24 protein-coding genes, 1 other RNA gene and 1 pseudogene are annotated in these 24,834 nt (G+C 68.7%); 11 read left to right on the top strand and 15 right to left on the bottom strand.

Translation table 11 applies throughout. From position 1 onward, the window contains the following. Window positions 1–96: 96 nt before the first annotated feature. Window positions 97–1,302: a PQQ-dependent sugar dehydrogenase gene (locus tag ISU10_RS03535; RefSeq protein WP_194694986.1), complete on the top strand. Its 1,206-nt coding sequence runs from the start codon at window positions 97–99 to the stop codon at window positions 1,300–1,302. Between the two features lie 11 nt (window positions 1,303–1,313). On the opposite strand, the gene ISU10_RS03540 is transcribed toward ISU10_RS03535, so the two are convergent. Continuing rightward, window positions 1,314–1,577, bottom strand: coding sequence for a hypothetical protein (locus ISU10_RS03540; RefSeq protein WP_194694987.1), 264 nt, complete (start codon window positions 1,575–1,577; stop codon window positions 1,314–1,316). Further along, window positions 1,574–1,780: a hypothetical protein gene (locus ISU10_RS03545; protein WP_194694988.1), complete on the bottom strand. Its 207-nt coding sequence runs from the start codon at window positions 1,778–1,780 to the stop codon at window positions 1,574–1,576. The genes ISU10_RS03540 and ISU10_RS03545 overlap by 4 nt, the downstream gene beginning before the upstream one ends. Before the next feature lie 23 nt (window positions 1,781–1,803). Between ISU10_RS03545 and map the strand changes: the two genes are divergently transcribed. Continuing rightward, a complete protein-coding gene (map, locus tag ISU10_RS03550; protein ID WP_370864682.1) occupies window positions 1,804–2,652 on the top strand; it encodes a type I methionyl aminopeptidase in 849 nt (282 codons plus the stop codon). Window positions 2,653–2,687: 35 nt separating this feature from the next. On the opposite strand, the gene ISU10_RS03555 is transcribed toward map, so the two are convergent. Then, the gene (locus ISU10_RS03555) at window positions 2,688–3,128 is read right to left on the bottom strand and encodes a hypothetical protein (RefSeq protein ID WP_194694989.1); all 441 of its coding nucleotides are present in this window, start codon (window positions 3,126–3,128) and stop codon (window positions 2,688–2,690) included. Window positions 3,129–3,439: 311 nt separating this feature from the next. Between ISU10_RS03555 and ISU10_RS03560 the strand changes: the two genes are divergently transcribed. From ISU10_RS03560 to ISU10_RS03585, 6 genes are all read left to right on the top strand, one after another. Further along, on the top strand, window positions 3,440–5,758 hold the full coding sequence (locus ISU10_RS03560; protein ID WP_194694990.1) for a M4 family metallopeptidase: 2,319 nt from the start codon (window positions 3,440–3,442) through the stop codon (window positions 5,756–5,758). 161 nt (window positions 5,759–5,919) lie between these two features. Further along, window positions 5,920–7,947 (top strand): M4 family metallopeptidase, encoded by a 2,028-nt coding sequence (locus ISU10_RS03565; RefSeq protein ID WP_194694991.1) that lies wholly within the window; start codon window positions 5,920–5,922, stop codon window positions 7,945–7,947. A 65-nt stretch (window positions 7,948–8,012) separates the two neighbouring features. After that, window positions 8,013–8,398: RNase P RNA component class A (gene rnpB / locus ISU10_RS03570), an RNA gene on the top strand. A gap of 493 nt (window positions 8,399–8,891) precedes the next feature. Beyond that, window positions 8,892–9,161, top strand: coding sequence for a hypothetical protein (locus ISU10_RS03575; protein ID WP_194694992.1), 270 nt, complete (start codon window positions 8,892–8,894; stop codon window positions 9,159–9,161). A 48-nt stretch (window positions 9,162–9,209) separates the two neighbouring features. Next, window positions 9,210–9,797, top strand: coding sequence for a type IV toxin-antitoxin system AbiEi family antitoxin domain-containing protein (locus ISU10_RS03580; RefSeq protein ID WP_194694993.1), 588 nt, complete (start codon window positions 9,210–9,212; stop codon window positions 9,795–9,797). Then, the gene (locus ISU10_RS03585) at window positions 9,794–10,690 is read left to right on the top strand and encodes a nucleotidyl transferase AbiEii/AbiGii toxin family protein (protein WP_194694994.1); all 897 of its coding nucleotides are present in this window, start codon (window positions 9,794–9,796) and stop codon (window positions 10,688–10,690) included. Before ISU10_RS03580 ends, ISU10_RS03585 begins: the two co-directional genes overlap by 4 nt. Window positions 10,691–11,026: 336 nt before the next feature. Here ISU10_RS03585 and ISU10_RS23755 read toward each other — a convergent pair whose 3' ends face one another. The 6 genes and pseudogenes from ISU10_RS23755 to ISU10_RS03610 all read right to left on the bottom strand — a co-directional run bounded on the left by ISU10_RS23755 (window position 11,027) and on the right by ISU10_RS03610 (window position 17,080). Continuing rightward, window positions 11,027–12,016, bottom strand: coding sequence for a tyrosine-type recombinase/integrase (locus tag ISU10_RS23755; protein ID WP_370864683.1), 990 nt, complete (start codon window positions 12,014–12,016; stop codon window positions 11,027–11,029). Between the two features lie 15 nt (window positions 12,017–12,031). Next, window positions 12,032–12,151 (bottom strand): annotated as a pseudogene (locus ISU10_RS24345) (tyrosine-type recombinase/integrase); the annotation flags it as partial. A gap of 36 nt (window positions 12,152–12,187) precedes the next feature. Next, window positions 12,188–12,382, bottom strand: a complete 195-nt coding sequence (locus ISU10_RS03595; RefSeq protein ID WP_194694996.1) for a helix-turn-helix transcriptional regulator — start codon at window positions 12,380–12,382, stop codon at window positions 12,188–12,190. Between the two features lie 144 nt (window positions 12,383–12,526). Continuing rightward, on the bottom strand, window positions 12,527–15,154 hold the full coding sequence (gene mobF / locus ISU10_RS03600) for a MobF family relaxase (RefSeq protein WP_194694997.1): 2,628 nt from the start codon (window positions 15,152–15,154) through the stop codon (window positions 12,527–12,529). Between the two features lie 301 nt (window positions 15,155–15,455). Further along, window positions 15,456–16,562 (bottom strand): WD40 repeat domain-containing protein, encoded by a 1,107-nt coding sequence (locus ISU10_RS03605; protein WP_194694998.1) that lies wholly within the window; start codon window positions 16,560–16,562, stop codon window positions 15,456–15,458. Continuing rightward, window positions 16,559–17,080 (bottom strand): SigE family RNA polymerase sigma factor, encoded by a 522-nt coding sequence (locus ISU10_RS03610; protein ID WP_370864685.1) that lies wholly within the window; start codon window positions 17,078–17,080, stop codon window positions 16,559–16,561. The genes ISU10_RS03605 and ISU10_RS03610 overlap by 4 nt, the downstream gene beginning before the upstream one ends. 125 nt (window positions 17,081–17,205) lie before the next feature. On the opposite strand from ISU10_RS03610, the gene ISU10_RS03615 reads away from it, so the two are divergent. Then, window positions 17,206–18,075 carry an SGNH/GDSL hydrolase family protein gene (locus ISU10_RS03615; protein ID WP_370864686.1) on the top strand — a complete coding sequence of 290 codons (870 nt, stop codon included), beginning with the start codon at window positions 17,206–17,208 and terminating at the stop codon, window positions 18,073–18,075. 402 nt (window positions 18,076–18,477) lie between these two features. Here the strand turns inward: ISU10_RS03615 and ISU10_RS03620 are convergent, their stop codons facing one another. The 3 genes from ISU10_RS03620 to ISU10_RS03630 form a co-directional block, all read right to left on the bottom strand. Continuing rightward, complete coding sequence (locus tag ISU10_RS03620) at window positions 18,478–19,842, bottom strand: FAD-dependent oxidoreductase (protein ID WP_194695000.1); 1,365 nt, start codon at window positions 19,840–19,842, stop codon at window positions 18,478–18,480. 33 nt (window positions 19,843–19,875) lie between these two features. Next, window positions 19,876–20,322 carry a PRC-barrel domain-containing protein gene (locus ISU10_RS03625; protein ID WP_194695001.1) on the bottom strand — a complete coding sequence of 149 codons (447 nt, stop codon included), beginning with the start codon at window positions 20,320–20,322 and terminating at the stop codon, window positions 19,876–19,878. A 169-nt stretch (window positions 20,323–20,491) separates the two neighbouring features. Further along, entirely contained in the window at window positions 20,492–20,836 is a 345-nt protein-coding gene (locus ISU10_RS03630) for a Fe-S cluster assembly protein HesB (protein ID WP_194695002.1), read from the bottom strand. A gap of 127 nt (window positions 20,837–20,963) precedes the next feature. Here ISU10_RS03630 and ISU10_RS24020 point away from each other — a divergent pair, with 127 nt between their 5' ends. Next, window positions 20,964–21,362, top strand: coding sequence for an STAS domain-containing protein (locus tag ISU10_RS24020; RefSeq protein WP_194695003.1), 399 nt, complete (start codon window positions 20,964–20,966; stop codon window positions 21,360–21,362). Continuing rightward, complete coding sequence (locus ISU10_RS03640) at window positions 21,359–21,805, top strand: hypothetical protein (protein WP_194695004.1); 447 nt, start codon at window positions 21,359–21,361, stop codon at window positions 21,803–21,805. The genes ISU10_RS24020 and ISU10_RS03640 overlap by 4 nt, the downstream gene beginning before the upstream one ends. Before the next feature lie 18 nt (window positions 21,806–21,823). Here the strand turns inward: ISU10_RS03640 and ISU10_RS03645 are convergent, their stop codons facing one another. The 3 genes from ISU10_RS03645 to ISU10_RS03655 are packed head-to-tail and all read right to left on the bottom strand — an operon-like array spanning window position 21,824 to window position 24,551. Next, the gene (locus tag ISU10_RS03645; protein ID WP_194695005.1) at window positions 21,824–22,483 is read right to left on the bottom strand and encodes a GerMN domain-containing protein; all 660 of its coding nucleotides are present in this window, start codon (window positions 22,481–22,483) and stop codon (window positions 21,824–21,826) included. Beyond that, on the bottom strand, window positions 22,480–23,808 hold the full coding sequence (locus ISU10_RS03650; protein ID WP_194695006.1) for a HAMP domain-containing sensor histidine kinase: 1,329 nt from the start codon (window positions 23,806–23,808) through the stop codon (window positions 22,480–22,482). Before ISU10_RS03650 ends, ISU10_RS03645 begins: the two co-directional genes overlap by 4 nt. A gap of 35 nt (window positions 23,809–23,843) precedes the next feature. Continuing rightward, the gene (locus tag ISU10_RS03655) at window positions 23,844–24,551 is read right to left on the bottom strand and encodes a winged helix-turn-helix domain-containing protein (protein ID WP_194695007.1); all 708 of its coding nucleotides are present in this window, start codon (window positions 24,549–24,551) and stop codon (window positions 23,844–23,846) included. Between the last annotated feature and the right edge of the window lie 283 nt (window positions 24,552–24,834).

Here is a 24,834-nt window from a genome sequence, read left to right on the forward strand (position 1 = left end):
TCGGCCGGACATGGGAGAGCGCCGCCCGAGCGGCGCGCTCAGGAACGTATGGTGCGTGGAGACAGCGGTCAAGGGTCGCGGCGTACGGTGACCGGCATGACGCGCCTGCTCGCCGCCGTGATCGCCCTCCTGATCCTGCCGGGGGCCGCGTGCTCCTCGGCCTCCGAGCCGAGCTCCTCGCGGACGCCGGGCGCAAGCGCGAGCTCCGGGTCTGCAACGCAGGGCAGCCAGGCGGCCACTCCCCGGCTGCGCGTCACCAAGGTCGCCACCGGGCTCGACCACCCGTGGGACGTCCAACCGATCGGCGGCGGCCGGCTGCTGGTCACCGAGCGGTCGGGCAGGCTGGCGGTCATCGAGCAGGGCAAGGTACGTCGCCTGCGCATGCCCAGCGACCTGATCTGGGCCTCCGGCGAGACGGGCTTGATGGGCCTGGCCATCGACCCCGCGTTCGCCGAAACCGGGCGGTTCTACACCTGCAACGGGGGCAACCCGCTGGGGACGCCCGACGTGCGCGTGATGGTGTGGCGGCTGAACGCCACCGCCACCCGGGCGACCTACAAGCGGACTCTCATCAAGGGCTTCCCGGCCACCAGCGGCCGACACGGTGGCTGCCGGCTGCTGATCCTCGACAACGGCGCCATGCTGGTCGGCACGGGTGACGCGGCCACCGGGACCAACCCCCGCAACAAGACCTCCCTCGGCGGCAAGACCCTGATGCTCGATCCGATCTCCGGCGACCCTTGGCCGACCAACCCCTTCATCAACGCGACCAACCGGAAGCAGCGGTACGTCCACACCTACGGCCACCGCAACGTGCAAGGTCTTGCGGTCCGCAGGGACGGCACCTTGTGGTCGGCGGAGCACGGACCGGACCGCAATGACGAGATCAACCTGCTCCGCAACGGTGGCGACTACGGCTGGAACCCCGTGCCCGGCTACAACGAGTCGGTGCCCATGACCGACCAGAGCCTGCCCGGGCGACAGATCGCGGCCAAGTGGAGCTCGGGCTTCCCGACGATCGCGACGTCAGGGGCGTCCTTCGTGCACGGCAAGGCGTGGGGCTGGTTCAACGGCACCCTCGCGGTGGCCGCCCTCAAGGACCAGAAGCTGGTCTTCCTCAAGTTCGACGCGTCCGGCAAGTTCCTCGGCAAGCGCGTTCCGAGGGTGCTCAACACCAACATCGCGGGCCAGGGCTACGGCCGGCTGCGCGCCGTGACCTCGCTGCCCAACGGCGACCTCCTGATCACCACCGACAACGGCAGCAGCTCCGATGTCGTCCTGCGGGTGCGCCCGGTCCCCTGATCGCTCGCGGCTCAGGCGGTCCAGCCGAGCCAGGCGCCGCCCGCGGAGACGACGGCGAACCAGAGGACGACCGCGATCACCGGCGGCAGCAGGACCCGCCGCGGGTGCGGCGTCCACCACCGGCACGCGGTCACGAACAGCACCAGCCAGACGAACATCAGCCCCGCGAGCGCCCAGAGCGGCACCAGCAGCCCGGACGCGGCGTACAGGAAGAAGGCCGCCGCCATCCCGATCATCCCCACGAACGGCCAGGGCGAGACCTTCCCTCGCCTCACTCGGGGTCGTTCCCGAGATCATTCCACTGGGGGTCGTTGTCCCAGTCCTCGTTGCGCTCGGCCGCCTTGGTCAAGGCTCGCTCGGCATCCTCGGACGTCGCGTAGGGACCGAGCCGGTCGATCGGCGGGCAGATCCCCCCGCCCGACTCGACGCGTCGGTGCTTCACGCAGAACCAGAACTTGCCGGAGTCCGAGTCGCCCATGACCACAACTTAGACTGAGGCGCGTGACACCCGTGGCTCCTGCTCTGATCTCTCCACGCCGGGCAGTGCCCGACGCCATCGCCCGGCCGGAGTACGTCGACAAGCCCGGCCCCGAGCGTTTCACCGGCTCGGAGGTCAAGGACGCCGACACCATCGAGCGGATCCGCATCGCCGCCAGGCTGGCCGCGCAGGCGCGCGAGCTGGTCGGGTCTCACGTGCAACCCGGCGTGACCACCGACGAGCTCGACCGCGTCGGGCACGAGTTCCTCTGCGACCACGGCGCCTACCCCTCCACGCTGGGCTACAAGGGCTTCCCGAAGTCGCTGTGCACCAGCGTCAACGAGGTCATCTGCCACGGCATCCCGGATGCCCGGGTGATCGAGGACGGCGACATCGTCAACATCGACATCACCGCCTTCATCAACGGCGTGCACGGCGACACCAACGCGACCTTCTTGGCCGGCGACGTCGACGAGGAGACGCGTCTTCTCGTCGAGCGCACCCACGAGGCCCTCATGCGCGGCATCGCCGCGGTCAAGCCCGGGCGCCGCCTCAATGTGATCGGGCGGGTCATCGAGTCCTACGCCAAGCGCTTCGGCTACGGCGTCGTGCGCGACTTCACCGGCCACGGCATCGGCACGGCGTTCCACTCGGGTCTGATCGTCCCCCACTACGACGCGCCGATGTACGACGACGAGATCCAGGTCGGCATGACCTTCACCATCGAGCCGATGCTCAACCTCGGCACCCATGAGTGGGTGATGTGGGACGACGGCTGGACGGTCGTCACCAGGGACGGACGACGGTCAGCCCAGTTCGAGCACACCCTGCTGGTGACCCAGTCCGGCGCCGAGATCCTCACTCATCCCTAGCCCACCATCCTGGGGGGCCCATCCCTGGCGCGGCATCACTTGTGCGGGTGCCGCGGGCCCGGCTTCGGGCCATCGGTCGGACCATTGGTCGGGCCATCGGTCGGGCCATCCGTGGGAGTGGGCTCCTCCTGGTAGATCCCGAGCTTCTTGCCGGCGACCGTGCGGCGGCCCACGACCGGCTTGTGGTAGCGAACGGCGACGTCCTTGACCGGCTGCCAGCCGTCGCAGGCGGCGTACCAGCGGACCCGCAGCCGGCTGTTGATCTCACGGTCGGCCAACGGCGTCTGACCGTCGACGAGCTGGGTGAGCTTCTGGAACGTCATCCCGCCGTGGATCTGGCGGTACTCGGCCCTACCGACGCACGTCGGGTCATCTGCCCGGGCAACTCCAGCCGTCAGGCCCGGCAGCAGCGCGACGACCAGCGCCAGCGCGACCAGCGCGGGTGACTGCCGGGATCGATGTGTGACAGGGAGCATGGGTTTTCCTCCGGGCTACCCCAGCACGTTACCCAGGCCGCACCACGGGACGGAATGACACGCTGGGCCTATCAGCTGATGACCCGTTCGGGCTAGTGGACCCGAGGCATCACCAACTTTGTGCATTGCACGAAGATGAGTCACCCGCTCCGTTGACCCGTCCGCGACGCTGTTGCGAGTCTGCGCAACGGCCTCGACACAGTCCGTGCCGTCGCCTCGGGCGGCAGGCAGGTCCACCGGACATGTCCACCAGGCAGCCTTCGCCGCCCTCTTGGGATGGCCCCACGAGGGCCAGAAACACAGGAGAAGGAATGTCCCGGACAAGGTTTGGCCCCACATGTCGGCGCAGACACCTCGGCGGACTCACAGCCGCCGTTCTCGCGGGAGCCCTGCTCACGATCACTCCGCTCGGCGCACCAGCCGGTGCGGCGTCGGGTGACAAGGCTGCGGGCACCGGCGGCGGCCGGCACGATGCGAAGGCGATGGCCACCAAGGCGGCCAGCGCGTTGATCGCGAGCAGGGACCCGCGGCTCGAGATCAGCAGGTACGACGGCTTCGTCGCGCTGCCAGTGGTCTCGAGCGGCGAGGTCAGCTATGCGCCCTACGAGCGCACCTGGAAGGGACTGCCGGTCGTGGGCGGCGACTTCGTGGTCGTCACCGACGCCACCGGCCACCTGCTCGCCACCTCCGTGGCGCAGACCAGCAAGATCGACCTGGGCACCACCAAGCCGCGGGTGCTCAAGAGTCGCGCCTCCACCCTCTCCCAGCGGCAGCTCAACAAGGTCAAGGACGCCGACGCACCCCGCCTCGTCGTCTTCCAGGCAGCCACCTCGCACCTGGCGTGGGAGACCAAGGTCAGCGGCCGCGACGCCGGCCGGCCCTCGATCCAGAACGTCTACGTCGACGCCGGATCGGGCAAGGTCCTCGCATCCGAGGAGCAGGTCGCAGCAGGCACCGGCCACACCGCCTACAGCGGCACGGTGACCTTCCCGACCACCTTGTCCAGCGGCACCTACTCGCTGCGCAACCCCAACGCCACCACGCTCGTGTGCCAGAACGCGACCGGCAACGTGCTCTACACCGGCACCGACGACATCTGGGGCAACGGCGACGCCACCAACCGCGAGACCGGCTGCGCCGACGCCTACTACGCCGCCGACCAGGAGCGCCTGATGCTCTCGTCGTGGCTCGGCCGCAACGGGATGAACGGATCCGGCGGCTGGGTGCCGATCCGCGTCGGCCTCAACGACGTCAACGCCTACTACGACGGCACCCAGGTGCAAGTCGGTCACACCCAGACCGGAGGCAAGTGGATCGGATCGATCGACGTCGTGGCCCACGAGTTCGGCCACGGCATCGACGACACCACCCCCGGCGGCATCTCCGGCGGCGGCACGCAGGAGTTCGTGGCCGACACCTTCGGCGCGGCCACCGAGGCGTTCGCCAACAACCCCAACGACCCCGCCGACTACACCGTCGGCGAGGAGGTCAACCTGGTCGGCTCCGGCCCGATCCGCTACATGTACAACCCCTCGCTCGCCGGTGACGCCAACTGCTACAGCTCCTCGACGCCCAACGACGAGGTGCACTCGGCGGCCGGTCCCGGCAACCACTGGTTCTACCTGCTGGCGGAGGGCACCAACCCGACCAACGGCCAGCCGACGAGCCCGACGTGCAACAGCACGACCTTGACCGGCGTCGGCATCCAGAACGCCCAGAAGATCATGTACAACGCGATGCTGATGAAGACGTCGGCGTCGTCCTACCTGAAGTACCGCACCTGGACGCTCACCGCGGCGAAGAACCTCGATGCCACCTGCGGCCTCTACAACAAGGTCAAGGCTGCCTGGAACGCCGTCAGCGTCCCCGCGCAGACCGCCGACCCGACCTGCGGCTCGACCGGCGGTGTGACCGTCACCAACCCGGGCAGCAGGTCCGGCACGGTCGGTACGGCGATCACCTCGTTCACCCTGTCCGCGTCGGGTGGCACCGCGCCGTACACCTGGTCGGCGACCGGCCTCCCTCCGGGCGTCACCATCGGCTCGTCCACCGGCACCGTCTCGGGAACACCGACCACGGCCGGCACCTACAACGTGACCGCCACGGCCACCGGCAGCGGTGGTAGCGGCAGCGGCTCCACGGCCTTCACCTTCACCATCAGTGGCGGTGGCGGCGGCTGCTCGGGCCAGAAGCTCGGCAACCCCGGCTTCGAGACAGGCTCGGCCGCACCGTGGTCGTCCTCGGCCGGCGTGGTCGACAGCTCGACCAGCCAGCCCGCCCGCACGGGCAGCTGGAAGGCCTGGCTCGACGGCTACGGCACCACGCACACCGACACGCTGAGCCAGTCGGTCTCGATCCCTGCGGGCTGCGCGGCGACGTTGTCGTTCTACCTGCACATCGACTCGGCGGAGACCACGTCCATCACCCAGTACGACAAGCTGACGGTGAAGGTCGGATCCACCACGCTGGCGACCTACAGCAACCTCAACAAGGCTGCCGGCTACACGCTGCGCTCGTTCAACGTCTCGTCCTTCGCGGGCCAGACGGTGACGATCAGCTTCACCGGCACCGAGGACTCCTCGCTCCAGACGTCGTTCGTCATCGACGACACGGCGCTCAACCTGGGCTGAGTCCACACCTCTGACGACACCGGGTCGTCCGCCTCTCGGGGGGCGGGCGGCCCGGTGTCCTTGCGTGTGTGTCCGTGCCGGGACAGACCGGACCAACGCGCAGACCCCACCCTGGCGGTCCCCACATCGTGTCCGAAAGACGATCGAAGGAATCCACCGCCATGTCTCTCAAGCAGTCCCTGTCCCAGTCCCTGTCCCAGTCCCTGTCCCAGTCCCTGTCCCTGTCCCTGTCCCTGTCCCTGTCTGCCGCGGTGGTCGCCACGGTGTTGAGCGGTCCGGCCCCGGCTGCCGATGCCGCGGCCCCGCACGAGCACACCTCCTCGTCCCGGGCGCTCATCGAGGCTCGCGCACCGGTGCTGCACGCGAGCGCTCATGAGGCGTTCCTCGCCCAGGAGGTCATCAGCGTCGACGGCCTGCACTACGCGCCCTACGAACGCACCTACCGCGGCCTGCCAGTCGTCGGTGGAGACTTCGTGGTGGTGACGGACGACGCCGGTCGGGTGGTCGCCACCTCGGTGGCGCAGCGGAGCGAGGTCCGCCTCTCCTCGACGTCGGCGCAGGTGTCGCGAGCCCGCGCCGCCAGGCTCGCCCGGCAGCAGGTCGGGCGCGTCACCAGCACAGCAAGGCCAGCCCTGGTCGTGTGGCAGGGTGCCCGGTCACACCTGGCGTGGGAAGTGCGGGTCAACGGCCGTGACCACGGACAGCCGGTGAGCGAGACGGTCTACGTGGACGCCCGCAGCGGCGCACGCCTGGCCACCGAGCGCGGTGTGAGGGCCGGCACCGGCCACACCGCACACGCCGGAACGGTGCCGATCCCGACCACCACGAGCGGCTCGACGTACTCGATGAGCCACCCGCAGCAGACCCACCTGGCCTGCCAGAACTACAGCAGCGGCAAGGTGTTTGCCGGATCCGACGACGACTGGGGCAACGGCAGCCGGACCGACCTCGAGACGGCCTGTGCCGACGCGATGTACGTCGTGGAGCAGGAGCGCCAGATGCTCACCCGGTGGCTGGGTCGCAACGGCATGGACGGCAAGGGCGGCTGGGTGCCGATCAAGATGGGCTTGGACGAGGTCGACGCCTTCTACACCGACGGGGAGTCGGTGACGATCGGGCACCAGAGGTCCGGCACCTGGATGTCGTGGACCGACGTGGTCGCCCACGAGTTCGGGCACGGCATCGACGACCACACCCCCGGCGGCCTGTCGGACGACACGACCGCGGAGTTCGTCGCCGACACGTTCGGTGCGGCGACGGAGTGGTTCGCCAACAATGCGCTCGACAAGCCCGACTACGTCGTCGGCGAGGAGGGCGACAAGGTGATCCGCAACATGTACGACCCTGCTGCCCTCGGCGACCCCGGCTGCTTCGACAGGGCGAAGATCACCAGCACCGAGACCCACGACGCTGCCGGTGTCGGCAACCACTGGTTCTACCTGCTGGCCGAGGGCTCTCACCCGACCAACGGCCAGCCGGTCAGCCCGACGTGCAACGGCGCGAAGGTGACCGGAGCCGGCATCCGGTCGGCGATCAAGGTCCTGTACCACGCGATGCTGATGAAGACCTCGACGACGTCGTACCCGAAGTACCGGCTGTGGACCGTGACTGCCGCCAAGAACCTCGACCCGACCTGCGCCTTGTTCAGCCAGGTCAAGGCGGCGTGGGACGCCGTCAGCGTGCCCGCCAAGTCCGGTGAGCCGACGTGCGGGGCGGGCGGCGGAGTCCCTGCGCCGTGCACGGGGCAGCTGCTCGGCAACCCCGGCTTCGAGTCGGGCGTGGCGCGACCCTGGTTGGCGACGCGGGACGTCATCGACGACTCCGACGACCAGCCCTCGCACTCGGGTGACTGGAAGGCCTGGCTGGGCGGGTACGGCGAGAAGCGCACCACCCAGCTCAGCCAGAGGGTCACGATCCCCACCGGCTGCCGCGCCACCTTGTCGTACTACCTCCACATCGGCTCGGACGAGACCACCGAGCGCACGGCCTACGACAAGCTCGTCGTCAAGGTGGGCAACAAGACGCTGACCCGGTTCAGCAACCTCGACGAACGACGCGGCTACCACCGGCACACGGTCGACCTGTCGGCGTTCGCCGGACAGACGGTGACCCTCGCGTTCACCGTGACGGAGAGCTCGCGGCACGCGACGTCGTTCCTCATCGATGACGCGACGGTGACGCTGGGCTGACATCGCTGGGCTGACATCGCTGGGCAGACATCGCGTGTCGTCGGCGCTACCCTCGGCGGTGCGGAGGAGCTGGCCGGGCGACCGCGGCACACGCCTTCGGGCGTGGGTCGAGGAAGGTCCGGGCTCCACAGGGCAGGGCGGTGGGCAACACCCACCCGGGGTGACCCGCGGGACAGTGCCACAGAGAACAGACCGCCGGCACGGACCTCGGTTCGAGTCGGTAAGGGTGAAACGGTGGTGCAAGAGACCACCAGCGACCGGGGCGACCCGGTCGGCTCGGCAAACCCCGCCCGGAGCAAGGTCGAACAGCGTGCGTTCGAGGGCGGCCCGCCCGAGTACGCGGGTAGACCGCAGGAGGCCGCCGGCAACGGTGGTCGTAGATGGATGGTCGCCCCCCGGACGACCGTGAGGTCACCGGGGACAGAACCCGGCCTACAGGCCAGCTCCTCCGCCTCAGGCCGCTGACCTGCGAAAACGTGATCACGACACCGATGTAGTCCCCAAAGAGTCCCCAAGACTTTACTTGCACGGTTCTCCGAGGAATGTTCGAGGAAGCGTCAGCGGTCGCTTTGGTGCGGTCGTCCGGGTCTGGCCAGACGTGCTGCTGGCGTCCTGCGGCTACGCCGCAGAGACGTCAGCGCCTCCTTCGGGCGAGCTTCCGCGCTCGCCGAGCTGGACCAGTGGGATCGGTCGGCCGCGGGCTCACCTCGGTTGCTGCCATCGCGGCGAATTGGACGCACCTCTCGACCCGCACGAGTCGCGGCGTATCCGGATGTGGGTCGTGGAGACGTGACGGTGCCCCCAGCGCCACGGGGGGTGCTGCGCCGGGGCACCGATTCTGGCTGATCGAGTAGCGGTCCTGCAGGGGCGGTCGTGAGTCGGGCTTCAAGTGCACTCGAATGAATCGCCCACATCACGATCACGATCACGACGATGAAGAGCAGGTGCAGCACGAGCAGCAGCAGCAAGACGAGGTCGCCGAGGTAAACGACGCGCAGATCGACGAGATCGGCCAGGGCGGTCAGCTCATCCAGCTCATCCAGCTCATCCAGCCGGTCCAGCTCGTGGTGATCACCACCGCCAACGCATCGGTGTGGCGATTTCCGTGGCCAGTTCAGGCCAGTTCAGGCCGGTTCATCCCGAACCACGTCGACCTAGGTTCAGTTGGCACACGCCAACTGTGTTGTAGGAAACTGCGCACAGTAATGCCATAACTGTATGCTCTTTCCTACATCGTGAGGTAAACCCGGGAGGAGGCTGCCATGTCAGAACTCAACGACGCCGCCATGCGACGTCTCCCGCAGACCTTCAGGTACTCCGACGCCCGAGAACTGATGAACGAGCGCCGCTTCCGAACCCTCCTAGCGACCGGCCTCATCCTGCAACTGAACAGAGGCCTGTACAGGAAAGCCGAAGCAGAAGGCGACCTCGACCTCATCGAAATCGCCGGCCGCCGACCTCTAGCCACCCTGTGCCTCACCAGCGCACTGGCCCGGCACGATCTGACCGACGCCATCCCCGGCGCCTACGACATCGCGATCCCACGCGGCATGCGGCCAGCCGAAACTCAGACGCCTGTCGACTGGCACACCTTCGACAAGCGAACGTTCGACATCGGACGACAAACCCTCCAACTCGACAAGGAAACCACTATCGGGCTCTACAACGCCGAACGATCCATCATCGACGCCTTCAGGATGCGCGAAACCGAAGGCTACGAAGCCGGAAACGAAGCACTCCGGCGCTGGCTACGACGTCGCGGCTCCCAGCCCGGGCATCTCATCGCCATGGCAGCCGACTTCCCAAAGGCCCACGCGGCCATCCGCCGCAGTTTAGAGATCCTCCTATGACCCCCGTATCCCGCGCCACGGTCGAGGGCCGCGCCTACCTCGATCTCCAGAACAAGGCACGCAGGGACGGCAGAACCACAGACGAACTGATCCAGCTCTACGCGCTCGAAGGATTCCTCGCCCGACTGTCGGTCAGCACCTACGTCGACCAGCTGGTGCTCAAGGGCGGCGTCTTGCTTGCGGCGTTCGGGGACCGCCGACCGACCCGCGACGTTGACCTGGCGGGCATCGACCTGGACAACGACGCCTCCCACGTCCTCGGCGTCGTCCAAGCCGTCGCTTCGACCGCTCCCGCCGTCGCCGACGGCCTGGTCTTCGACATCGCCAGCGCGCATGCAGAAGTCATCCGTGACTCCGACGAATACTCCGGCGTCCGCGTGTCCATTAACGTAACCCTTGCTTCGGCAAGAGCCGCCTCCCACGTCGACGTCAGCGTCGGAGACCCGATCTGGCCCGCCCCGCAGGACGTGGCGGTCCCGCGACTGCTCGACGGGCCCGATATCGAGGTCCTCGGCTACCCGATGGAAATGGCCCTCGCGGAGAAGATCGTCACTGCCGCTCAGCGCGGCACCGCAAGCACCCGGTGGCGCGACTTCGGTGACATCTGGACCCTGTCTCACAACCACGCCCTCCGTGGCGGCGATCTCCAAGCAGCCATCGAGCAGGTGGCTGCGCATCGTGACGCGGACCTGGATGCGCTCGAGCGCGCGCTGGTCGGATACGCAGAACTTGCGCAGACGAAGTGGGCCCAGTGGCGCCGCAAGTTGAAGCTGGACCAGTTGCCCGCCGAGTTCGCAGACGTGCTCACCGGTTGCATCGAGCTCGTTGACCCGGTGCTTCGGGGTGAGGTCAGGGACAAGACCTGGGACCCATCTGCGCGGAGTTGGTCGTAGCTTCAGGTCGAGCCTCCGGCTGGCCCAGGTTTCTGAACTAGGGTTATGCGTCTGACGAGCACGGAGCGTCCGGACCCGACATCAAGAGCGTCGGATTCCGGCCCGTTTCCGACAGTTCCGCGTCACCTGAGCGAGCGATGGCTGACGTGCTCAATGACGCCGGACAGCTGCTACCCGAGCGTCATTCTGGGCCTCGCATGACCGCGACGAGGTCGGCGGCCACGGCGACGGCGACGGCGACGGCGACGGCGACGGCGACGGCGGGCACGCTAGTTCGGCTCGGAACTGGGCCGCCGACCTGCTGAAAGTGATGAGAGCGCTGGCCCTCGCCGTCGGCTATACGTCGAGGGTTCGCGTCAACCGGTCCGCGGCGGCCCGCCCAAGAACCGAGTCGACCGCGGCGCGGGTGCGGTCGTCCGAGTCCGGCCAGAGGTGGCTGTAGGTGTCCAGCGTCTCGGCTGCCGAGGCGTGCCCCAGGCGCACCTGGACCGTCTTCACGCTCTCCCCGAACCGAATGAGAAGCGACGCGTAGTAGTGCCGCAGGGCGTGCATGCCGGTGCCCGGTTCGAGGCCGACCGCGCGGGCGACCGGTCGCCAGACATGGCCGAAGGCCTGCCGGGTGATCGGTGCCCGTGCGAGGGTGAAGACGAGGCCGTGCTCCCCCGCCGGGTGCTCTGCCAAGTGCGCGGCAAGCGCATCGACCACCACCTGCGGGAGCGGGATGGTGCGGACGCTCGCCGGGGTCTTCGGCGGCCCGAACTCTGTCCGTCGGCCCAGCCTCGTCAGCAGCTGCCTGTCGACGCGCACCTCTCGGCGCAGGAAGTCGATCCGGTCAACGGTCAGACCGAACACCTCGCCCTGACGCATCCCCGTACCCGCCGTGAATGTCACCAGCGCTTGAAGCTCGGGCGGCATCAGTTCGCGGAGGTGATCGACCTGCTCAGTGGTGAGCGGGATGACCGGCTTCCGGTCCTTCGACGGCAGTCGGGTGCCCTCGCACGGATTGGCGATGATCTTCCGGTCCCGCACCGCCGACCGCATGATCGCGGAGACAACGCTGTGAATGACGGAGATCGTCTCCGGTGCGAGCGCCCTTCGCTTGGCTCGCTTGTCCGACGTCCCGAGCAATCGGACCCAGGCCTGAACCTCGGACGGAAGGATGGTCGAGATCTGCCGGTCGCCGAAGGTCGGGTAGGCGTGCCGGCGCAGCATTCCCTCGATGTGCGCCTGGCTGGTGATTCTGTGCACTTGCGCCTGCCGCCAGTGCTCGGCGTACTCGCGGAAGGTGATCCTCCCGGCCTTCGGGTCGACGTACTGCCCGGTCACGACGGCGGCGGTGACCTCGTCGAGCCACCGCTGCGCGTCCACCTTGCGGGCGAAGTGGCGAGCGTGCTGTCGGCCTGAGTCGTCTCGGTACCGCGCCCGCCACTTCCCGTTGGCCCTCTTCGCGATGCTGCTCATCAGGCTCTCCTGTCGTGAAGGCCCGTCTGTGCAGCGTCAGGAGCTCTGCGCTTCGAGCCAGGCGATCACCTCGGACCGCCAGTAGCGGACGCTCCGTCCCACCTTGAAGCTGTGCGGGCCGGTGCCGAGGTGGCGCCAGTAGCGCAGGGTGGCGACGGGCGCCCGCACGATAGCGGCGGCCTCGGCCACGCTGAGTAGTTCGTCGTCCGTCCTGTGGATGAGGTCGGTCATCAGCGCTCCTGTGGATAGAAGGGTGGACCCAGGCGGAAGCGTGTGGCCTGTTGCCTGTGCTGCTTCTGCAGCCATCTATCAATGTGGTCCTACAAGAACAAGCCTTGTCACGCCGTCCGGATCGGACATGGCGGGCGGGCAGTCTTACCGGGACGGGCCACCAGGTGGAGACGGCGCCGTCGGGTGATACGTGATCTCCTGGGGCGCCCCTCCTGTCTCGACGCCCTGCGTGTAAGCCTGTTGGAGGCCGAACCGCTGAATGTCTTCCCAGGCTCTCGACTGGGCGTTGGTGGGGCCGAGGTCGGCGCGGTCACGGGCGAACATCGCGGTCCACTGTGCGCGGGCCGCCTCGACCGAGTCGGCGACCAGGTGGGCGTGGTTGCTGTGTCGGCCTCGGGTCATGCCGACGTAGGCCGAAGCAGCCCCCGTCGAGTCGCCGACCAGGAGGTGCGCGGTGTCGACGGTCTGACCTTGCGCGCCGTGGACGGTGGTGGCGTAGGCCAGCTGGACATGCTGGGCGACGTAGCCAGCCGGCAGGGTTCGGTGCCCGCGGTCACCATGAACCTCGAGTGCGCCGGTAGGTCGCACGTTGGTCACGGTCCAGGTCTCGCGGTTGGCCACGTCGAGGTTGTGGTCGTTGAGGCGGGTGACCACCAGGTCGCCGACGCTGATGCGTTCGCCGGCGGTGGTGCTGACCTCGAGTCCTTCCGAATTGGCGTGACGTTGGAGGATGCGGTGTTCGCGGGCGGCGGCGTTGAGCAGCGCGACCTGTTCGCGGCTGTCGGCGATGAGGAGCCCTGGCGCTGCACTGAGCGCATGGAGTCGCTCGACCTCGGTGGCGTGGATGCGGATCTCGCCTCGCGCGAGGAGCGCGTCGAAGACCTCCTCTGGGTGGTCGCCGGTGCGCATCTGCAGCGTGAGGTTGGCGTACTCGGGGTCAGCGAAGCGGTGCACGGTGTCGAGGGCCAGGCGTCCCTGCGGGTGGGCGCATGCGGCGGCGATGTCGAGGACGCCGCCGCGGCCGACGGCGGGGAGCTGGTGCCGGTCACCGACCAGGGCCAGGCTGGCGCCGGTTTCGTCGGCGATGGTGAGGAGGGCGAGTGCGACGTCCTGGTCGAGCATGCCTGCCTCATCGACGAGGAGGACGTCCCCGGGGCCGAGCGGGATGGTCGGCTGTGCGTGGCTCTGACGTGTCCAGCGGCCGTCCTGGTCCCAACTGAAGCCGTAGGTGTGGATCAGGGAGGCGGCTGAGTGGGCGGCCGTGCCGAGCTCACTGGTGGCGACCTGGGCTGCCTTGAGGGTGGGGGTCACCACGACGAGCTGGCGCCCTTGAGCCCACAGGTAGGTGTGTGCCTCGGCCAGGGTCCTGGTCTTGCCGGCACCGGCTGCGCCCTCGACGACGAGCAGCGCGCTGCTGCCGACCAGAGCCGCCACCACCTCGTGCTGGGTTTCGTCGAGGGCATAACTGGGGGGTACCTCGACGCGGATCACCGGGTACTGGCCGCGTCGTGTGAGCCGACTGGTGAGGTCCTTCTCGACGGCGACGACTCGGGGCGAGGTGAGCGTGCGGACGTGCTCGGGTACGTCGTCGCGGTCCACCAGGCGCGGTGAGGTCCTGGTGAGCCGGGCGGTGAGGTCTTCGGCCAGCTCACCGCGCACCTGCGCGGACGTGACAACTCCGGCTGCTGCGATCTGTTGCTCGACTTCACCCCTGATGTCAGCGGCGTTCCACGCCGACCTACGGCTGCCCAACCGGGAGATGACGGTCTCGGCGATCGCGTCGCGGTCGAGCCCACCGACCCTGGCGACCTCAAGCCCGGCCGGCCGGTTGGGTGCCCGGAAACCGAGGTCACCCAGCTCCTCGGTCCAGCTGGCCAGGATCCGCGAGGCGTCGACGGGAACGACCTTGTCGGGGCGAGCCTCGGCCCAGGCGCGGCGATCCCAAGCCTGCCGCAGTGCCGGGCCGGGCTCCTCTCGCGGGTGGTCTGCGCGCCACTGGGCCTCGTAGCGGTCGACGTTGGTGCGGATCTGGCCGGCGCGGGCACTGAACGCGCCGACGTACGGCTCGAGCTGGGTGACCTCACCGTCGGCGTCGAGGGTGTACCCGTGGGCCGCGAGCGCGGCACGAAAGCCCGGGTCGCACATGACGGCCGCATGACCGATGCCATTGATGGCCTCGAGGCTGTCGCGCACGCCGACGGTGTGGATGCCGCGCCACCGACCGGCAGCCAGGACGCGGGCGTTGATCTGGAGATGCAGATGGCGGTGCGGGTCACCCGCACGAGAGGTGTAATGCCGGACCATGGCAGCCTCGATCTCCGTGACCGGGACCTGCACCTGGCAACCGCGCGATCCGATCCGGGTCGCTGCATGCTGGGCCAGCCAGCCGATGATCTCCCCCGCCGCCCGCTGCTGCGCGGCGTCGTACGCGACCGCCACCTCGGGGTGGACCGCAGCAGCGATCGACCACGTCTTCGGACCGTTGACCACGACCTCGACGAACCGGACCCCCTGCGCATCGGTGCGCAACCGTCCCTTCGGATCCCCGGTCGCGAGGTCGTGACCGGCGACCCACCGCTCGTAGTCGTCGCCACTCAGGGAGCCCAAGTGGCGGACACGGGCCAAGCCATCAGGGTCGCGCGAGGCTGCGAAGTACTCGGCGAGACCGGTCCCCTCGGTCAGGTAGTAGTCATCGGCACGCGACCTGTCGGCCTCGACATAGCTCCTCGCCGCCGACGCCGCGCCGCGATAGATCTTCAGCCCGCCATGCATTCCATAAACACCCGATAACAACCAACAACTGCCCCAGAAATGCCAATTCGGACCGCCCACCTGGGCGATCCGATCTACGGAGCACCGTAGCATGCGTGCCGTTTGATGTGAGGTTAGTAATTGTTCGGTATGTCCCGTTTGATGTGAGGTTAGTAATTGTTCGGTATGTCCGCCCTTGGCGGCGGCTCCTCGAGAATGCGGACGGTGACGTCGAGGCGGTTATCGAGCGAGCAGCGCGAGCCACTTCGAGATTCACTTGATCGACGCGGACTCGACCAAACTGCTCCGACGAAGCGGCTCCTCAGGAGACTGGCGGCAAGTCTTCGGGCAGCACGATGTCCGGGTCTGACGCGGCGTCCTCCAGCAGCGTCTCGCACGTGGCCGAGTCCGGGTTGCACTCGACCAGGTCCAACGGGCCGTCTGGGGTGTCGCCGACCGCGTACATGATCGTGCCATCGAGTCGGGGGGAAACCGCAACAACATCGGCGCCGGGGGGTAGGCCGGTGACCAGCTCGTTGCCGGTCAGTGTGTCGAGGAGGCGCACCCCTGCTTCCTGACGGCCGACCAGCCAGCGACCGTCGGGGCTGAACTGCCAGCTGGACGCCTGAACCGTTGTGCTCCAGCGGACGACCCCGCCGGCTCTCAGGTCGTACGCCGAGCCGTCGGGGCGCATTGTCAGCATCATGTCGCCCTCGACGTCCATCACATAGCTCGCACCCGTGCCGAGCTGGTCAACCTCACCAGTGTCGATGTGCCATGCGCGGTCGCCACCATCGCGCTGGTCGTAGTAGACGACGCCGTCCTCGAAGGCCCGTAGCTGCACCGCGTCAGGCCACGCCGTGTCTATCTCGTGTGTGCTCACCTGGCGGAAGCCGGGCGATGCGGCGAGCTCAACGACCTGGATGGTCTGTCGCCCCTTGGGTGAGCGGGAGAGCCAGGCGAGGTGACCGGTGCTGTCGTCGACGAGCAGCCGACCAACATGCGACGTGCCGCTAGGAGGCCAGTGCTTGCCGACCAAGCTCCTGCCTTTTACGAAGTCGACACGTTCGACCGCGCGGTCCAGGGCGAACACAACGACGCCGCCAGGCACCTCCACGAGCTGGGTGACGCCTCCGATCGAGATCGTCTTGCCATCCAAGTGAAGACGGTCGTCTCCCCACCACGGCACGCCGACCGGCGGTGCGGGCGTGACCACCCTGTCGTCGCCGCGTGTCACCGTCACCGCAGCGATCCCCAGGACCGACGCGGCTACGGCCGCTGCGAGGCCGCCGTAGAGAGCCCGGCGACGCTGGGTCCGCCTTGCGGCACCCCGACGCATCACCTCATGCACGGGGGCAGGAGACACCTCGACACGCTCGCGCAACGCGGTGACGAGGCCCTGCACGTCCGCGGCGTCGTGCTCGGTCATGACAGCTCCTCCCTCAGGTCGGCGAGATCGATCCGGGCGATCGCCCGGGCGGTGCGGCTCTTCACGGTGCCGGGAGGTATGCCGAGCACTTCAGCGACCTGTGCCTCGCTAAGGTCCGCCACGAATCGCAGCACCAGGACGGCTCGATGCTCCGAACTGAGCCGGCCCAGCGCTCGCTCGATGTCACGGCGTACCGGCACGGCCTCTGCTCCATCGGCCATCCCGGGGTCGGGAAGCACCTTGGTGGGACGTTCGCCCCACCAGCGTCGCCGCCGGCTCTTGGCCCACACGTTGAGGACGCTCCGGTAGACGTAGGCGTCCGGGTCGTCGGCCCGGCTCACGCGGTCCCACGCTGAGTAGCAACGGACCAGCGCCGTCTGGACGACGTCCTCCGCTTCGTGGGCCTCGCAGCCAAGCATCACCAGCGACCGCACCAGCCCGGTCCAGCGCGCCGACATGTAGGAAGCGAATTCCTCGCCGACCTCCATGGCGCCCTCCGGTCCTGCTCGGTCTCTCACGGGGATCAGACCCCCTGACGAGGCAGTCGCGTTCCATGCACTGTATTGCGAGGCGGAGGGAACCAACGACCGCAGCCGAGGGGTCTGGTGGGAGTCGAAGACAGTGCACTCACTAGGAGGCCACCGTGTCACACACTGCCCGTCCCGGGGTTGCGCGTGCCGCACTCGCGATCTGTCTGGTCGTAGCCACCGGCGCCTGCTCGTCCGCGTCATCGTCAAACGCCGACCCAACGGCCGACTCAACGGCCGGCTCCTCGTCGGCCGCGCCGAGCGCGGAGTCGTCGAGCACTCCGGCAAGCCCAGCCGCCACCGGGTGGACTCTCGTCGGGTTGGGTGACTCCTTCACCAAGACCCAAGACAGCAGCGGGAAGACCTACCTGGACCTGTTCGCCGCCGAGCTCAGCGACCAAACCGGGACGACGGTCACCGTGGACGACCGATCGGACGACGCGAGCACCTCCGACGGGCTCGCCGACCGCCTAGCCAACGACGCCGCCACCAAAGAGGCCGTTGCTGCCGCTGACATCGTCCTCGTCTCCGTTGGCGGCAACGACAGTGACCCCTTCGGGGTCTACCCTCCAGGCACATGCGCACCCGACCAGGCGCAGAGGAAGTGCCTGCAGACCTACGCACCCAGGTTCGCCGCGAACTACCACAGCATTCTCGACGCGATCACCACGCTCCGCGCTGGACGCCCCACGGCAATTCGCGTCACATCCGCGGACAACCCGTTCGTCGGCTGGTCGGAGGCCCCAGACCCCGGTTTCGGCGTGCGGTTCTACCGCCAGGTCGCCGAGGCAGAGACAGCGGCTGCCTGCCGGATCGCGAAGGCCAACGGAGCCCTGTGCGTCGACTACCTACACATCTTCGGCGGACCCGACGGAACCCAGGACCCCAAGCCCTACCTCGCCAGCGACCACGCCCACCCCGGGGACAAAGGCATCCGCGCCATCGCCGACGAGCTCGCCCGGATCGGCGTCCCCGAACTCTCGTGAACTCGCTGGCTCGGAGGAGACGTAGTCAGCGGTTGGGGTCCTACTCCTGCAGCGATTTCAGTCCCCATCTGGTCCCCAAGAATTCGAGAAGCAACCAACGGTTGCCAACGTGGCCAAACACGTTTGCGCAGGTCAGAGTAGATGTTCAGTCGCAGCCAACGGCTTCCAGCCAGGCGAGAACCCTCCCCGGCCTACAGGCCAGCTCCTCCGCTTCACGTGGCTCGACGGTCTCCTCGAGAGCGTCCGCAGCCGGGGCCCGAAGTCGAGCGCCACCAGCTCCTGCGCCGGCGCGCTGAGCAGCTCTGCCCGGGGCCGGGGGCTGCCGGCGTACCGAAGTGCGCCTACGTCCGCGACGGGCAGGGAAACCTGGGTCCACCGACGCCTGAGTCCGGGTCTTCCGGTTCAGTGCAGTCGCACACCCTGGCGGGCGAGCTCGGCCTGGACGGTCCGGATGTCGACGGCGTCCATGTCCTGGCCGGTCCTCAGTGAGGCGGCGGCGACGACGCCGGCCCCCTGACCCTGGACGGCGCAGCAGGACATGTTGCGGGTGGAGGCGTGCGCGATCCTGTCCCCGCCGCTGGAGCGTCCCGGCACGAGGAGGTTGCGAAGGCCGCGCGGGACCATGCTGCGCAGGGGTACCTCGTAGTAGCGACCGGTCGTGGGCAGCACGAGCACGCCGTACCCGTCGATGAACTCGGGGTAGATGCCGATGGAGTCCTCGAACTTCGCCTGGCCACGGACGTCGCCCTCCGTCAGGTCGTAGGCCGCGTGGATCTTGCGGGTGTCCCGGATGCCGATGGTCATCCCGAAGTTGCGCAGCCGCGCGTTCTCGCAGCCGCGGGTGTAGCGGCGCAGCGCGGCGATGGCGTGCGTCGCCTGGCGCCGGCCGTCGATCTCGCCTCGGGTCAGGTCGTCGGGGTCGGTGCCGTCGATGCCAGGCAGGTGCACGATGTTCATGTAGGTCAGCTCGCCGCTGTCGTGGATCGCTCCCCAGGTGCCGCCGAGCGTCGTCAGGCTCGACGGGATGACCTGGTCACGGATCGCAGACGCGAACGGCTTGCGGAGGTAGGGCGAGAAGAGGTCGTCCTCCTTCCCGTCGGTGATGACCTCCCAGTCGGCGTCGCTCCAGTCCGCGTAGGTCTGGGGGTCCTCGCGTACGCCGGCCAGGAAGGCGGCCTTGTCGACACCGGCGAGGTGGAACATCACCGAGGCGGCGAGCATCTCCTCGCGCGGGGTCTTGTGCGTGGGCGCTCCGGCCCGATGGGCCAGGTCGGCGTCGCCCGTCGCGTCGATGACCCGCTGGGCGATGATGGCCTCGCGTCCGGCCTTCGACTCCGTGACCACCCCGCGCACCGTCGTGCCGTCCAGGATCGGCGCGACCACCAGCCGGTGCAGCATCGGCCGGACGCCGGCCTCCTCGACGAGCACGTCGGCGACCACCTTGAACCCCTCGGCATCCAGCTCGAGCGAGTGCGACTGGCTCTCCTGCGTCGCGGCCCCGAGCTCCTCGGCTCGCCGCTCGAACTCGCGTCCGATCCCGTCGGCCTCCACGGTCCGCTCCCGGCGGTACCACGCCATCCCCTCGACACCGACGGCCGTGATGTTGCCGCCGAAGCAGCCGAAGCGCTCGACCAGGGTCGTCTCGGCCCCCGCGCGGGCCGAGGCCAGGGCCGCGGAGAGTCCTGCCGGTCCGGACCCCACCACCAGCACCTCGGTCTCGAGCACCACGTCGACGTCCCTCGCTGGTTCTCTGAGCGTCTTCGACACGGCACCACGGTAGGGGCGCTCGGGATGATTCGCTCAGCGACGGAGGAAGTACGGGACGACGTAGCCGGCGGTCCAGAAGGGCATGACGCCGTAGCGCTCGTAGACCTCCGCGAAGGGCGGCCGGTCGACGAGCTCGGGTTGGTAGCCCTCCTCGGCGAGGTCCGCTGGGTCACCGCGGTGTCGTCCGTCTCCATCGCCGGCTGGCTCCGGGCGGTCGACGTGTACGCGATCGTCCACCCGGGTGATCGCCTCGACGGGGACGAGGCGCTCGGTGACGCCGAGGCCAAGGATGCCTCCGGACACCACCGAGAGCAGCCGGGCGCGACGCTCGACGGGGTCGATGATCAGGTCTTCGACCTCCCCGAGGCGGTGCCCGAGCTGCGTCACCACGGGCAGCCCCCGTACGTCGTCGGCGGCATCAGCGAGCTCTAGGTCGCTGGCGGCGAGGTAGACCATGCCGATCTCGTGCGTCTCTGTCATGGAGCGTCCTTCCCGGAATGCTGGTGTGGTTGCCGTGAACTTGCTCAGCAAGCCCGTCGCAACTGCTGGGCCACTCGCCGACGCCGTTCGACCCGCACGGCGACGGCGCGCGCTCGGTCGAGAACCGCTAGTCGGCGCATTGCGCGTGCCGTGTCCAGCGATGGCGTCTTCAAGCCGTCGCTCGCAGGACGAAGTGCACCCGACCCACCGGATCGGTGATCGCGTCCAGCTCTCCGCCCTCCACGCGACGAGCCGCCTCGGGTCCGAGGTAGAGCCGGGCACCGCACTCCTCGAGCACCGTGTCGCCGGGACGCGGCTCGTCCACCGCGCGCACCTCCAGCGCCGCGCCGCGCTGTGCACGACGGCCGATGCGCAGGCCGGACGTGGGCTTCAGGGTGGGGTGATCCGTCACGCGGCGCATGACGAAGAGAGCTTCGGGAGTGATCGTGAGCATGGGTTCACTCGCCTCCTTGGTGGAACTTTCGGCCTCGGGATCTCCGGCGGCCAATTCCATCCAGACATCGTCTGTGGCCCCGGACAAGAGGTTTGCCACTACTGCCCAGAGGTCGTCGAGGGTTCGTCATGAGGCTGCAATGTTGCCGTCACTGCATCGGTCACACAGCCCTGGAAACGTGAGCACCATGAGGACATCAGACCCTCGTCACCTCACGTTGGCGCCGGAGCCACGAACGGCGGAGGAGCTCGTCGTGACGCCGGTATTGCTGCTTGGCGAAGCCGGGCTCTCGCAGGCGTTCGACGACCTCCGAAGGCGCCTTGACATGGCCCTCGAGATGGGTCCCCGCGTCGTGGTGGTGGACATGTCGGCGATCCGGCAGGTGTCCTCCACGACCGTTGCAGCACTGCTGTGGGTCAAGCGAAGGTGCTCGGCGCGCGAGGTGGAGGTCCTGTTGCGAGGTCCCTCGCGTCGCACCCTGGACACGCTGCGACGCGTCGGGCTCCTGGGCCTGCTGCAAGTCGAAGGGGACCCGTCCCGAAGGAGTCGGCCGCACGTACCCGTCCTTCGGGAAGTGCGACGATGAGAGCGCAACGCATCCCGTGGCCCTCATCCACCAGCCGTTCCGGCGAACCGACCGTCGGGGTCACGCGCATCGATCTGGTGTGCGGTCCGGCCATCGAGCAGACCGCAGAGGCCTTGACGAGGCGATGGGCGCAGGACCGGGCGTTGCCCGGACCGACCACCCAGCGTCTCGCGACACTTGCCCTCACGGCGACCGAGCACGGACTGCGCTTCGGACCCCGCGGGCTCACTCTCCAGATCCGCTGGCTGGACCTGGACCGGATCCGTCTCGAGGTGCGCTGGCACGGGGGCTCGAGCACCGCTCACCCGAGTTCCCGCGATCCCTCGCGAGCACGGAGTCAGATCGAGCAGGTGGCCGCCACCCTGGACGAGCTGGCCGACGGGTGGGGCCTCAGCAGCGACGCGAACGCTGCCGTCCACTGGATGGTGGTCGACACCAGCTGAGGCAGCCGCACGATGGGCTCAAGACCGCGGGCAACCTGGACGGCCGGACCCGCGGAAGCGCTCGGGCAAGAGCTCTGCGTAGTCCTCACCCGTGACCGGCCGGTCGGTGAGCGCTCCGCCGGGCAGCGGCACCTGGACGGACTGACCGTTGCTCACGACGAGGACCGACTCGATACCTGGCGCCGAGGTGAGGGTGAGCGCCACCTGACCGATGGCCGCCGGCAGGCGCTCCGCACTGATGGCTGTCCCGTCGTCGATGTCCACCGAGACGGTGCCCCCCTCGACCCCGACCACGGCCAGCCGCGTGCCCGAGGGGATCGCCGAGGACCTCCCGGACGCCCGAGCCTCGTCGGACGGTCCCCCCGCCAGTGCCACCACGAGCTCCTCGACAAGGACTTCGGGTCGCTGCGAGCACGAGCCGGTTGTCGCCTCCGGGACCAGACGATCGCCGTCGAGCCAGTACACCACCGGCGCGCGACCCAGTGCGTCGACATCACCGGATGCGGTGGGCGGGGTGGCGTCGGACTCGAGCAGCCGGTACGGCACGGTGTCCTCGTCCACGCGTCGTACGGCTCCTCCCCCGGGCAGCCCGCAACCCGTCAGGAGGAGCGCTGCGACGAAGCCCCCCACCACCAGGCGACGCCGGCCCCGTGCCCGCCCTGCGCAGGACGTCTTCACGATCTCCCGCTCACGGTCGGCAACCTGACGATGAATGCGGCCCCACCGCCCTCCCGGTCGGCGCACCACACGTCTCCGCCGTGGTTGCGCACCGTCTGCTCGACGATGCTGAGCCCCAGTCCGCTGCCCGTGCCCACCTTCTGACCGCCGGCCCGCGCGAACCTTTCGAAGATCCTGGCCCGGTCGGCGGCGGCCACGCCGGGACCGCGGTCCTCGACGTGCACGTCGACCACGTCTCCGAGATCGACGACTCGCACGGAGGTCAGGCCACCCCCGTGGAGGTCGGCGTTGCGGAACAAGTTCGTCAGGACACGCAGCAGCTGAGGACGGTCGATCTCGACGAGGGGGTCCGGCCCACCCGTGTCCACCACGACGACGTCGGAGTCAGCCACCTTGAGCGCCTGACGCACCAGCTCGCGGACCCCGGTGGTCGACAGCTCGCCGTCATGGACGCCGGCGTCCAGCCGTCCCAGGGTCAGGAGATCTTCGAGAGCTCGTCGGAACCGCTCCAGCTCCTCGGTCATCAGCTGCACCGCCCGGGCCGAGCGAGGTGACAGGTCGGTGGACTGCTGCAGGAGGCTGAGGCTGGTGGTCAGGGTGGTCACCGGGGTCCGGAGCTCGTGGGCGACATCGGCGGCGAAGCGTGCGTCCTGCTCGATCCGGGCGTGCAGCGCGTCGACCATGTGGTTGAACGAACCGACCAGAGCGGCCAGATCTGGATCGTCGGTGCTGCGGAGCCGGGTGGTCAGATCGCCGGACGACAGCTTGATGGCCGCCGTCGTGACCTCCTTCAACGGCGTCAACACACGTCGGCTGGCTCCACGACCAAGCACGGCGCCGGCCACCGTGGTGAGCCCAGCGCAGACCGCAAGGGCAAGTGCCAGGGTCCACAGCGTGCGGTCCAGCTCCTCAGCCACCGACACCTCGTAGTACTGGGCGTCGACCGCGGGCAGCGGGATCCCCACCACCACCGCATGCGGATCAGTGGCGTCGGTCCAACCGATCCCGACCGAGCCCGACGTCACCAGCGGTTGGACCTCGGTGGTCATCTCCGGTCCGGCCGTGTCCAGGGCCGAGGAGTACCACTCACCGTGGCGGTGAACGTAGATCACCGCACCGGCCGGCGGCGAGATGGCACCCAGCACGTCGCTGACCTCGGCACCCGACGTCAGCAGGCTGTCGCGCACCAGGGCGCTGTCGGTGAACGCCTGGCGTAGCGCCGTACGCTCGCGCTGCTCCAGTAGGAAGTGCCGGGCGGAGAAGTACGTGCCGAGCGCGAGCACAGTGGACAACACCAACGCGCCGAAGGCGAACGCGTACGTCACCGACGACCGCAGGCCACGCCCTCGCCGGGAGGCGGTCATCTCGCGTCAAGGCGGTAGCCCAGACCCCGGACCGTGACGACGACATCCGGCGAGGCAGGGTCCGCCTCCAGCTTCTTCCGCAACCGTCGCACGTGGACGTCGACAATCCGCTCGTCCCCGAAGAACCCCCGCTCCCACACGTGCTCGAGCAGCAGGCTCCGGCTCAACACCCGCCCAGCGTTCTCGGCCAGCACGCTCAGCAACCGGTATTCGGTGTTCGTCAGGTGGATCTCCTCCGACCCCCGGGCCAGTACGGCGGCTCCGCGGTCGAAGACCAAGGGACCACCCTGGCTGTCCAGCACGAACACGTCGACCTCGTCACCGGTCTGGCTGCCGGCGATGCTCGGGCGCCGCAGCAGCGCCCTCAGCCTGGCCTTCACCTCGTCGACCAGGAAGGGCTTGGTGACGTAGTCGTCGGCCCCCGCTTCCAGGGCCGCCACGATGTCGCGCACGTCGTCGCGCGCGCTGATCACCACGATCGGCGCATCGGTCTGGGGCCTGGCACGCTGGATGAACGAGAACCCGTCCATGCCTCCCAGCATCAGGTCGACCAGCATCAGGTCGACGCCCGGATCGGCGACCTCCGTCAGCGCCAGCTCGGCGTCGGAGGCCTCCACCACGTCGTACCCCTCGTCCTCCAGCACCATGCGCAGGGAGGCTCGCAGGCCATCGTCGTCCTCCAACACCAGGAGCCGAGTCGCCATCCGGCCATGATCGCATCGCGGAGGCAGAAGACCCGCGGCGCACGCACCTATCGCCACGAACGTCACGCAACTGCAAAGATCCCGACCAGAAAGGGTCATCACCGGGCGGCACCGTGGGATCTACTGATCGAACCACGAGCCCAGGAGACCGGAGCACGTCGTCGAGACCCCCCCGAGCCCAAATGGTACCGCACTGGGAGGCCCGGGCGAGTGGCGGCCACCTGACGGTGGATGTGGTCCCACCTACTGCGTCGTGCGCCGCCACCCCCTGAAGCAGGTCCGC

The organism is Nocardioides agariphilus, assembly GCF_015352445.1.
GTDB lineage: Bacteria > Actinomycetota > Actinomycetes > Propionibacteriales > Nocardioidaceae > Nocardioides > Nocardioides agariphilus.

What these genes read in the sequence shown, in the direction of transcription:
- ISU10_RS03560 (WP_194694990.1), top strand. Translation starts at nt 3,440, where the DNA reads ATGTCCCGGACAAGGTTTGGCCCCACATGTCGGCGCAGACACCTCGGC.
- ISU10_RS03555 (WP_194694989.1), bottom strand. Translation starts at nt 3,128, where the DNA reads ATGCTCCCTGTCACACATCGATCCCGGCAGTCACCCGCGCTGGTCGCG.
- ISU10_RS03605 (WP_194694998.1), bottom strand. Translation starts at nt 16,562, where the DNA reads ATGACCGAGCACGACGCCGCGGACGTGCAGGGCCTCGTCACCGCGTTG.
- ISU10_RS03640 (WP_194695004.1), top strand. Translation starts at nt 21,359, where the DNA reads ATGAGAGCGCAACGCATCCCGTGGCCCTCATCCACCAGCCGTTCCGGC.
- ISU10_RS03655 (WP_194695007.1), bottom strand. Translation starts at nt 24,551, where the DNA reads ATGGCGACTCGGCTCCTGGTGTTGGAGGACGACGATGGCCTGCGAGCC.
- ISU10_RS24020 (WP_194695003.1), top strand. Translation starts at nt 20,964, where the DNA reads ATGAGGACATCAGACCCTCGTCACCTCACGTTGGCGCCGGAGCCACGA.
- ISU10_RS03630 (WP_194695002.1), bottom strand. Translation starts at nt 20,836, where the DNA reads ATGGAATTGGCCGCCGGAGATCCCGAGGCCGAAAGTTCCACCAAGGAG.
- ISU10_RS03585 (WP_194694994.1), top strand. Translation starts at nt 9,794, where the DNA reads ATGACCCCCGTATCCCGCGCCACGGTCGAGGGCCGCGCCTACCTCGAT.
- ISU10_RS03545 (WP_194694988.1), bottom strand. Translation starts at nt 1,780, where the DNA reads ATGGGCGACTCGGACTCCGGCAAGTTCTGGTTCTGCGTGAAGCACCGA.
- ISU10_RS03625 (WP_194695001.1), bottom strand. Translation starts at nt 20,322, where the DNA reads ATGACAGAGACGCACGAGATCGGCATGGTCTACCTCGCCGCCAGCGAC.
- ISU10_RS03565 (WP_194694991.1), top strand. Translation starts at nt 5,920, where the DNA reads ATGTCTCTCAAGCAGTCCCTGTCCCAGTCCCTGTCCCAGTCCCTGTCC.
- ISU10_RS03535 (WP_194694986.1), top strand. Translation starts at nt 97, where the DNA reads ATGACGCGCCTGCTCGCCGCCGTGATCGCCCTCCTGATCCTGCCGGGG.
- ISU10_RS03595 (WP_194694996.1), bottom strand. Translation starts at nt 12,382, where the DNA reads ATGACCGACCTCATCCACAGGACGGACGACGAACTACTCAGCGTGGCC.
- ISU10_RS03580 (WP_194694993.1), top strand. Translation starts at nt 9,210, where the DNA reads ATGTCAGAACTCAACGACGCCGCCATGCGACGTCTCCCGCAGACCTTC.
- mobF (WP_194694997.1), bottom strand. Translation starts at nt 15,154, where the DNA reads ATGCATGGCGGGCTGAAGATCTATCGCGGCGCGGCGTCGGCGGCGAGG.